Source organism: Victivallis sp. (assembly GCF_048170485.1).
Taxonomy (GTDB): domain Bacteria; phylum Verrucomicrobiota; class Lentisphaeria; order Victivallales; family Victivallaceae; genus Victivallis.
The window spans coordinates 1-9,294 of the sequence record NZ_DBEXAY010000176.1; the positions used below are offsets into that span (position 1 = coordinate 1).

The 9,294-nt window shown below is 60.4% G+C and carries 9 protein-coding genes; 5 read left to right on the top strand and 4 right to left on the bottom strand.

The window, feature by feature from the left end:
* The 5 genes from ACMLHG_RS09180 to ACMLHG_RS09200 all read left to right on the top strand — a co-directional run.
* On the top strand, nt 1-625 hold a 625-nt coding region (locus ACMLHG_RS09180; RefSeq protein ID WP_294435778.1), incomplete at its 5' end, for an FKBP-type peptidyl-prolyl cis-trans isomerase.
* A 37-nt stretch (nt 626-662) separates the two neighbouring features.
* Nucleotides 663-920 carry a hypothetical protein gene (locus ACMLHG_RS09185; protein ID WP_417170299.1) on the top strand — a complete coding sequence of 86 codons (258 nt, stop codon included), beginning with the start codon at nt 663-665 and terminating at the stop codon, nt 918-920.
* Nucleotides 921-989: 69 nt separating this feature from the next.
* Nucleotides 990-3,203: a formate C-acetyltransferase gene (gene pflB, locus ACMLHG_RS09190; protein ID WP_417170300.1), complete on the top strand. Its 2,214-nt coding sequence runs from the start codon at nt 990-992 to the stop codon at nt 3,201-3,203.
* 2 nt (nt 3,204-3,205) lie between these two features.
* A complete protein-coding gene (gene pflA / locus ACMLHG_RS09195; protein ID WP_417170301.1) occupies nt 3,206-3,934 on the top strand; it encodes a pyruvate formate-lyase-activating protein in 729 nt (242 codons plus the stop codon).
* Between the two features lie 104 nt (nt 3,935-4,038).
* Nucleotides 4,039-5,103, top strand: coding sequence for a serine hydrolase domain-containing protein (locus ACMLHG_RS09200; protein ID WP_417170302.1), 1,065 nt, complete (start codon nt 4,039-4,041; stop codon nt 5,101-5,103).
* A 13-nt stretch (nt 5,104-5,116) separates the two neighbouring features.
* Here ACMLHG_RS09200 and ACMLHG_RS09205 read toward each other — a convergent pair whose 3' ends face one another.
* The 4 genes from ACMLHG_RS09205 to ACMLHG_RS09220 form a co-directional block, all read right to left on the bottom strand.
* Entirely contained in the window at nt 5,117-5,587 is a 471-nt protein-coding gene (locus tag ACMLHG_RS09205; protein ID WP_295806782.1) for a YbaK/EbsC family protein, read from the bottom strand.
* A gap of 28 nt (nt 5,588-5,615) precedes the next feature.
* Complete coding sequence (locus ACMLHG_RS09210) at nt 5,616-6,668, bottom strand: SGNH/GDSL hydrolase family protein (protein WP_295806784.1); 1,053 nt, start codon at nt 6,666-6,668, stop codon at nt 5,616-5,618.
* 13 nt (nt 6,669-6,681) lie between these two features.
* Entirely contained in the window at nt 6,682-7,575 is an 894-nt protein-coding gene (locus ACMLHG_RS09215; RefSeq protein ID WP_294435784.1) for an AraC family transcriptional regulator, read from the bottom strand.
* Between the two features lie 78 nt (nt 7,576-7,653).
* Nucleotides 7,654-9,117, bottom strand: a complete 1,464-nt coding sequence (locus tag ACMLHG_RS09220; RefSeq protein ID WP_295806789.1) for an L-fucose/L-arabinose isomerase family protein — start codon at nt 9,115-9,117, stop codon at nt 7,654-7,656.
* Between the last annotated feature and the right edge of the window lie 177 nt (nt 9,118-9,294).

Sequence of the window (9,294 nt, forward strand, 5' to 3'; positions counted from 1 at the left end):
CATGAACAATTTCGCCGATGAACTCGAAAAGCTCAGCTACGCCATGGGGATGAATATGGGCGAGTACCTCTCCCACACTCCCGTCAAAATCAATCAGGAGGCCGCTCTCGCCGGAATGCGCGATTTCTTCGCCGGTTCCGCCCGCCTCTCCGCCGAGGAGTACGCCTCCGCCATGCAGACCCTCCGCACCCGGATGCAGCAGGCCGCCCAGGGGCAGGCCGAACAGCTCGCTTCCGCCAACGCCGCCGCGGAAAAGAAGTTCATGGCCGAAAACATCACCCGCAAAGGCGTCTCCGTCACCCCCTCCGGGCTCCAGTATGAGGTCGTCAAACAGGGCAATGGCGCAAAACCCTCCGCCACCGACCGGGTCCGGGTTCACTACACCGGCACCTTCCTTGACGGTCGCGAATTCGACAGCTCGGTCCGCCGCGGCGAACCCGCCGAGTTCGGCGTCAATCAGGTGATCGCCGGTTGGACCGAGGCGCTTCAGATGATGCCGGTCGGCAGCCGCTACCGTCTCTTCATCCCCGCCCGTCTCGCCTACGGGGAGCGCGGCGCCGGGCAGGCCATCCCGCCGAACGCGGCTTTGATCTTCGACGTCGAGCTGCTCGACATCCTTCGGTAAACGAAGTAAAAACAAGAGCCTTTTTGTGCGGATTCGCATGAAAAAGGCTCTTTTTTTATGCGATATTGCCGGATTGCAATTTCGCGGCAATCTTCCCGTAATTTTCCCGTGTTACATTGGTTACCATCACGAAAAGAGAAGAACCCCGACGGACTCTTCTGCTTTTCCCCCTCATTCCGGATTCGCGGTTTTCCCCGGCCGCGAATCCGGAATCCTTTTGGGCAGAATTCTTTCCGCACTTTCCGTCTTGTTTTTTGCGTTCACAGCCGGGGCAAATCTGGCGTTTTTCGATTGAAATCCCCCTCAAACGACAATATATTAATAAGACGTACTTGAACCAATATCGAAAAAAGGAAATACGATCTTGAACTTCCATCAGGGCGACTGGGTCAAGGACATCAACGTCCGCGACTTCATCATTAAGAATTATACTCCGTACGACGGCGGCCCGGAATTTCTGGCCGGCCCCACCGACCGCACCCGCAAACTGTGGGAACACCTTTCGGAAAAATTGAAGCTCGAACGCGAACGCCACGGCGTTTACGACATCGACGAAAAGACCATTTCCACCATCACCAGCCATTCCCCCGGCTACATCGACCGTTCGCTGGAGCAGATCGTCGGCCTTCAGACCGATGAGCCGCTCAAGCGCGCCATCATGCCCTTCGGCGGCATCCGGCTGGTCTACGGCGAACTCGAAGCCTACGGCAAAAAAATGGATCCCGCGGTCGCCAACGTGTTCCGCTATCGCAAGACTCATAACGACGGCGTATTCGACGCCTACACCGAGGAAATGCGCATGGCCCGCCACTCCGGCATCATTACCGGACTGCCCGACGCCTACGGGCGCGGCCGGATCATCGGCGATTACCGGCGGGTCGCTCTCTACGGCGTCGACCGGCTGATCGAGGCGAAGAAAAAAGCGCTTCGCACCCTCGTCTACGACATCATGGACAGCCCCGCCATCCGGCTCCGCGAAGAGATCAGCGAACAGATCCGGGCGCTCGGCGAACTCAAGGAGATGGCCGCCTCCTACGGTTTCGACCTCTCCCGCCCCGCCACCGATGTGAAGGAGGCGATTCAGTGGCTCTACTTCGGCTATCTCGCCGCGGTCAAGGAGCAGAACGGCGCGGCGATGTCGCTGGGCCGGGTCTCCACCTTCCTCGACTGCTACGCCGAGCAGGATCTCGCTTCCGGGAAATATACCGAGGAGCAGATTCAGGAGTTCGTCGATCACTTTGTGATGAAACTGCGGATTGTCCGCTTCCTGCGCACCCCCTCCTACGATGAACTCTTCGCCGGAGATCCCACCTGGATCACCGAGGCGATCGGCGGCATGGCGATGGACGGGCGGCACATGATCACGAAGATGAGCTATCGCTTTCTCCATACGCTGGTCAATCTCGGGCCGGCCCCCGAACCCAACCTCACCATCCTCTGGAGCCCGCGGCTGCCGGAGCCCTTCAAGCGCTTCTGTGCCGGAATCTCCATCCAGACTTCGTCGATTCAGTATGAGAACGACGAACTCATGCGCGAAAAGTTCGGCGACGACTACGGCATCGCCTGCTGTGTTTCGGCCATGCGCATCGGGCGGCAGATGCAGTTCTTCGGCGCCCGCGCCAACCTCGCCAAGGCGCTGCTCTATGCGATCAACGGCGGGAAGGATGAGCGCAGCGGCGAACAGGTCGGCCCCGAGCTCGCCCCGGTCACCGGAGAGTATCTCGATTACGATGAAGTGATGCGCAAATTCGACGCCGTCTGCGACTGGCTCGGCAAACTCTACATCAGCACGCTGAACATCATCCACTACATGCACGACAAGTACTGCTATGAGCGGATTGAAATGGCGCTTCACGATGAGGATATCATCCGCACCTCCGCCTGCGGCATGGCCGGTCTGTCGGTGGTGGCCGACAGTTTGTCGGCAATCCGTTACGCCCGGGTGAAGCCGATCCGCAACGCCGCCGGACTGGCGGTCGATTTCGAGATCGAAGGGGACTACCCGAAGTACGGCAACAACGATTCTGCCGCCGACGAGATCGCGGTCAATCTGGTCAAGAGTTTCATGGGCAAGCTGGCGCGTCACCGCACCTACCGCAATTCGAAGCCGACCATGTCGATTCTGACCATCACCTCCAACGTCGTCTACGGCAAGAAGACCGGTTCCACGCCGGACGGGCGCAAGGCGGGCGAACCCTTCGCCCCCGGCGCGAATCCGATGCACGGGCGCGACACGCACGGCTGTGTGGCGGCGATGAAGTCGGTTGCCAAACTGCCGTATGACTTCGCCGAGGACGGGATCAGCTATACCTTTTCGATCGTCCCCGCGGCGCTCGGGCGCACCGAAGAGGAACGTGTCCGGAACCTGGTCGCGCTGCTCGACGGTTATTTCCTCGACAGCGGACACCATATCAACGTCAATGTGATGAACCGCGAGGTGCTGCTCGATGCGATGGATCATCCGGAGAAGTATCCGCAGCTGACCATCCGGGTCTCCGGCTACGCGGTCAACTTCATCAAGCTCGGCCGCGAACAGCAGCTTGATGTGATCCGCCGCACCTTCCACGAACGGTTCTGACCATGACGGAAATCCGCGGGCGGATTCACTCGATGGAGAGCTTCGGGGCCGTCGACGGCCCCGGCATCCGCTATGTGCTCTTTCTGCAGGGGTGTCCGCTGCGCTGTCTTTACTGTCACAATCCGGATACCTGGGATCCCGTCGGAGGGCGGGAGGTATCCGCTTCGGAGATCGTCCGCGAAATCGCCGAATACCGGAACTTCATCCGTTCCGGCGGCGTCACCCTCTCCGGCGGCGAACCGCTGCTGCAGGCGGCGTTTGCCCGCGAAGTGTTTCGCCTCTGTCGGCAGGAGGGGTTCCACACCGCGCTGGATACGGCCGGTTCCGTCGGGCTTGCCGTCGCACGTCCGGTACTGGAGATGACTGATCTTGTGCTGCTCGACATCAAAGCGGCCGAGCCGGCGCTCTGCCGCGAACTCACCGGAAACGACGGCTCCAATGCGCGGGCTCTTCTTCAGTTCTGCGAATCGATTGGGAAGCCGGTCTGGATTCGGCACGTGCTGGTGCCCGGCATCACTCTCCTGCCGGAACGGCTCGGAATTCTGGCGGAATCTCTTCGCAATTTCACCTGCATCCGGCGGGTGGAGCTGCTCCCGTTTCACAAGCTGGGCGAATACAAGTGGCGGGAGCTCGGCATCGAATACCGTCTGCACGCCACTCCGCCGCCCGCCGAAGAGGAGCTGGCGGTTGCCCGGTCGATCTTTTCCGCCTGCGGCCTGCCTCTGGCGTAATGTATACAATAATCTGTAAAAATAAATGATTCAAATGATTGTATGATTTGAATCCCCGGGAGGCACTGCTATATTACAAAGAGCTTGCAGAGAAAGGAAGCACCATGGATCTTCAGAAAGAGGCACAGCGGATCATCGACGCCGCGGTCGCGGATGGTTCGGAACAGAGCCTTCAATTTTGCGTATACCGCGATGGGGAGTGCATTATCGATGTCTGCGCCGGCTGGGTGGATGCGGGCCGGACGAAACGGGTCGATTCCCATACGATTTTCCCGATTTATTCGACCAGCAAAGGCGTTCCCGCGGCGGCGCTGACGCGGCTGATCGGGGAGGGGAAGCTCTCTCCTGACCAGCCGGTGGCGGATTTCTGGCCGGAGTTCGCGAAGAACGGCAAGGAACATACGCTGGTGCGCCATCTGCTCAACCACTCCTCCGGCCTGCGGCAGCGTTTCCCGGAGCAGAAGAGCTATGAACTGGTCGCCGACTGGCACTATATGATCCATGTGATCGAGGAGTCGGCCTCCGACTGGGAACCCGGCACCCGGACCCGGTATCAGTCGCTGACCTACGGCTGGGTGACGGCGGAGCTGATCCGCCGGATTACCGGAAAAGAGTTTCGCGATTATGTGAACGGGGAGCTCTTTGAACCGGAAGGGATTACCGACTTCTATTTCGGCACCACCGACGAGGCGGAGAAGAATGCGGCGGAGTTCCGGCTGGGGCCGGGGGTGGAGCCTTCCCGTTCGATTTCCATCTGTGACCCGCTCGATGTGCTGATGCGACAGCCGTGCATCCGCCGCGCCGCGCTGCCCGGCTTCAACGGAATTGCCTCGGCCCGGGCGCTGGCCCGCTTCTATCAGGCGATTCTTGCGGGGCGTTATTTCAGCCGGGAGATGCTGCTGGAGGCGACCGAACTGCACCGGCCGGAGCCGGAAGAGCCCAGACTGAGTTCGTTCAATGTCTTCGGATACGGCTTCGCCCTCTCCGGCCCGAAAGGGGATATCGGCAGAGTGTTCGGCCACGGTGGCTACGGCGGCTCCGACGGCCTCGCCGACCGGGAGAAGAATCTCTCCGTCGGATTCACCGCCGGAATCCTCGGCGCCCATCCGTGCAAGACGGAACTTTACAAGCTGATCGGACTCGAACAGCGGCAGGGGTGGGAACCGTAGTCGCCCGGATCGCTCACTCCCGGAGGGCGCAAACCTCCACCCATGCTTTCGCGCCGGAGCAGCGTTCCAGCTCCGGCAGCGTAAGTTCAATCGCGCTGTTCGAACTGCCGCAGGCGGGGAAGACCGTTTCAAAGCGCCTGAGCGACCCATCCAGATAGATCAGCGTCCCTGCCGGTACGGCAAAGGGGCAGACGCCGCCCGGAGCGTGCCCGGTGCGCGCCTCCACCTCCGCCGGCGGAATCATCTTCGCCTTGATGCCGAACGTTTCGCGATACTTCCGGTTGTCGATCCGGGCGTCTCCCGCCGCGACGATCAGGATGGTCTGTTCCCCGGCCAGAAAAGCCAGCGTCTTGGCGATCCGGCAGGGGGCGCAGTGGAGCGCCGCCGCCGCCAGTTCCACGGTTGCGCTGGAGACGGCGAATTCACGGATTCGATCCGCCATGCCGCAGTCGGCGAAAAAAGCTTTTACCTTATCCAGAGACATGGTTCTCCTTGCCGGAAACTTCCGTTGTTCAAAGCTGCCGGGCGAGGCGCTCCGCCAGTTGAGCGAAGCCGGCGTCGTTCGGGTGCACCGCAACCGGCGTGAAGTACTGTTCCGCATCGTGATCGATCAATGCATCGCCGTCGATCACTTTGACACGGGGATCGGCGAGCTGCTTTACCGCCTCTTCCACCGCCCGCCGGTATTCCGGGAGCTCGAATTTGACGCTCTTCGGCCGCCATTTCGGGCCGACCCAGAGCGGCGTGATCAGCGCAACCGGCGTTTCGGGGCAGCGGCGGCGGAACTCCCGGAGAAACTTCACCACGCTGTCGGCGTATGCTTTCGGCGGCCGTCCGCCCTGCCAGTCATTGACGCCGATCATCACCACCAGCCGGTCCATCGGAATCGAGGCGATCGCCGCCGGCTGGAGCCCGGGGGAAGAGAGTCCGCCCAGGGCGGTGTTGATGATCTGCCAGTTCTTCTTCTCCCCGACCAGCCATGGATAGGTGCGGTCGATCCGGCTCGCGGTGTGACCGTGGGTCACCGAGTCGCCGTGAAAGACCACCCGGTACTGCGGACGCGGAGCCGGAGTGGCGAATTTTGCCCCGTCATTGACCTCGACGCCGTCGACATCAACCGCATCGCCGTAGGGGAGAATGACTTCGTAATCATGAAATTTCCCATCGGCGGGGAGGGGGAGCGCAACCTTCTCCGGGGCGCGCTTTGTCCGCTTCTCCCGGGAGTTGAACTGCCACTCCTCCCGCCCTCTGCCGTCAATCCGCCAGACACCGACGCCGTTGCGGGCCGAAGGGGAGGTGTGCAGTTCGTTGTAATAGAGATGGACGGTGACCGCTTTCGCATCGGTCCGGAAGCGGAGACGGGCGCCCGGATTGTCTTTGTTGTAATTGCGGGCATGTTGCAACACCCGGTCAAAGCGGACCCGCGGCTTCCCCTCCGGGGTGCGGATGACCTCCTTGTTGACGTAATCGGAGTAGCTGAGCCGGGGATCGTCCGGGCTGATGAATTCGCCGGAGACGGAGCCGGCGGCGAGGAGGAGCAGAGAAACGACGGAAGCGAGTTTCATAATGCGGATTCCCTTATTCGTTTGAAATGAATTTTTTGCGGAATGCCCCCGGGTTGGCGCCGAATTTCCCGGTAAAACAGCGGTAGAAGTAGGAGAGGTCGTTGAAGCCGGAGGCAAAACAGATTTCGGAAATGTTCCGATTGGTCCGGGTGAGCTGTTCCGCCGCTTCGTTGAGGCGGCGGATGCGCACGGAGTCCATGATGGTCTGCCCGGTGCCCGCCCGGTAGATCCGGCAGAGGCGGCTCTTGTCGATGCCGATCTTTTCCGCCAGGGTGTCGAGCCGGAACTCTTCGGCAAAATGCTTTTCGATCAGGTGGTCGATGTAGTCCACCACCTGGTCGGTGGCCTGGTGCCGGGCGGTCCGGTTCCCTTTGCGGGCGAGCAGGATCAGCAACTCCAGCAGCAGCAGTTTGAGGCGCGAACGGTAGTTTTGCGGCATCTTGTTGAATTCCCGCTCCATCGTCTTGACGATCCGCCGGATTTCCATATCGCTTTCGGTGATGTAAAGCAGTTCCCGGGGGCGGTCGTTGTTGCCGGGGTTCCAGTTCATGATCGAAAAGAAATCGAAGTCATCCTGCAGTTCATTCAACCCGTCGGTCACCAGCTCCGGCATGAAGAGAATGTTGTAGATCTCCAGCTGTTTTGACTGGATGCTGAAGGTGGTGACGTCCTCGGGGTGAATCAGAAAGATGCTGCCCGGCTGAATCGGATACCGCTGTTCGTTGATCAGCTTTTCCCCGAATCCATCAAGGATGTAGATGATCTTCCAGAATTCACGGCGAAAGCGTTTGCTCTCGTTGTAATCCTCCGGCAGATCGATCTCCCGCCGGATGTGGAAGGGAAAATCGCTGTCAAAAAACGAGTACTTGTGAAAGCATCTGGTATTTTTTGCCGGCTCTGTTCCCATTTTCCTCACCATGCTGCGCCCTTTTTACAATACCGCGGCGGAAAGAGCTTGTCAAGTTTCCGCCGCGGCTTTCGCCGGTCAGCGGCCGGCGGGAATGATCACCGCTTCGATGCCGAGTGCATCGGCGACTTTTCGGATGGTTTCGGCATGGTGCCCGATGCCGAGCGCGAAATGGTGGGTCGGCCCCTCCGCCACCCAGCGGGAAAGGAAGGTCCGCACATCCGGCAGGAATTTCCCGTGGGTGTTGGTGTTCCCGGTCGGCGGAATCGGGCCGGCGACCGATTCGCCTTCGGCGATGATGAACTTGAATTTCCCGTCCGCCTTGACCCCGATGCTCAGCATGGTGATCGGGCCGGTCTTGATGTTGAATTCCACACCGGCGCCCGAACCGGGTTTGCCGTGGTACTTCTTCAAGCTGCGGATGACCGGCCGGCGGTCGGCGATGTTGAGGTGGTGGGGGCCGTCGTGACCGACCAGCACCGTGTCGTTGGCGAAATCCACCGGGTGGAATTCCGCGAAGGAGCCGCCGATTTCGAGCCGGTCCATGATCAGCATCGCCAGACAGGTTTTGATGTCGAATTCGCCGCACATCGGGAATCCGGCGCTGGTCAGCAGCGAGTTGCCGACGATGAAGTTGGTCACCAGTTTCCGGACCGGCGAGCCGGGTTCGCCTTCGTAGTAGTAGGCGAGGCCGTCGAGCGATTTTGCCGCGATGTATTTCTCGAGCGTCACGGCGACGACGGCGGCGGTTTCGAGGTCGGCGTCGGTGAGCTTGCAGGTCAGCGGGTCGGAGACCGGGTCCGGCGTGTCGAAGAAGTCGAGAATCCGCTTCTTCATCGCCGCGACCTCTTCTCCGGCCGGATCGATGGAGCGGTAGATCGGCATCATCTGATCGGCTTCGCACTGGACGACGTGGCAGCCGAACTGGGCGGTGACGGCGGTCGGGTCAGTCTGCATGTCGAGCATCGCTTCGAGCACGTGGCCGAGGTGGCCGATGCGGGCGCGGCGCAGGTCGTGGAGCACGTGGGCGACCCGGCACCATTCGGCGAGCTGAGCATCGGCGGCGGCATCGCCTTCAAGCATGCCGAGAACCAGCGGCGGCGGTGTCTTGCCCATGCGGATCGCCACCCCGGTGAATTCCGGCACCGAGCAGAGATCGTCATTGCAGAGCTGCATGTAGGTCGTGGCGTGTTCATAATCCAGCGCGGAGAGCGGCTGGAGTGCGACAAGCACCACCGGAACGTTCATTTCACGCACGATCGCGCCGAAGGTGGCGCTGGTGGCATACGTGAGCATATCCACGAAGAGAATGTCGAGGTCCGCGGCTTTGATTTTCGGCAGTGCTTCGAAAGCGCGCTGCGCGTTGTCGACCATGCCGAAGGAGATGACTTCCACCTGGTTGGCGGCGAGCTTCTGCTCGAGTTTCTCCATTTTCTTCATCAGTTCGTCGAGCAGCCCGGGAAACTGTTCCCAGTAGGTGTCCAGACCGACTCCCATCAAGCCGGCTCGTGCGGTGAGTGGTTTTCTGCGTTCGATTTTCATTTTTCCCCCTTTTCTGCATGGAGTTGAAGATGTCTTCTGCTGCGGTATAGTATAGTTGAAAAAGTATCGTCACGCTTGGGGGGAATTTCCTCGCGTCCGTTTTTTTGCTAAAAGTCAATGCAGTCCAAAAAAAATCCATGATATGCCTCTTTTTTCGCGGTATTTGCAAAGTTTTGA

Bases quoted from the DNA above. Each gene is read 5' to 3' on its own strand.
- ACMLHG_RS09220 (WP_295806789.1), bottom strand. From the start codon at position 9,117: ATGAAAATCGAACGCAGAAAACCACTCACCGCACGAGCCGGCTTGATG.
- ACMLHG_RS09215 (WP_294435784.1), bottom strand. From the start codon at position 7,575: ATGGGAACAGAGCCGGCAAAAAATACCAGATGCTTTCACAAGTACTCG.
- ACMLHG_RS09210 (WP_295806784.1), bottom strand. From the start codon at position 6,668: ATGAAACTCGCTTCCGTCGTTTCTCTGCTCCTCCTCGCCGCCGGCTCC.
- ACMLHG_RS09200 (WP_417170302.1), top strand. From the start codon at position 4,039: ATGGATCTTCAGAAAGAGGCACAGCGGATCATCGACGCCGCGGTCGCG.
- ACMLHG_RS09205 (WP_295806782.1), bottom strand. From the start codon at position 5,587: ATGTCTCTGGATAAGGTAAAAGCTTTTTTCGCCGACTGCGGCATGGCG.
- pflA (WP_417170301.1), top strand. From the start codon at position 3,206: ATGACGGAAATCCGCGGGCGGATTCACTCGATGGAGAGCTTCGGGGCC.
- ACMLHG_RS09185 (WP_417170299.1), top strand. From the start codon at position 663: ATGAAAAAGGCTCTTTTTTTATGCGATATTGCCGGATTGCAATTTCGC.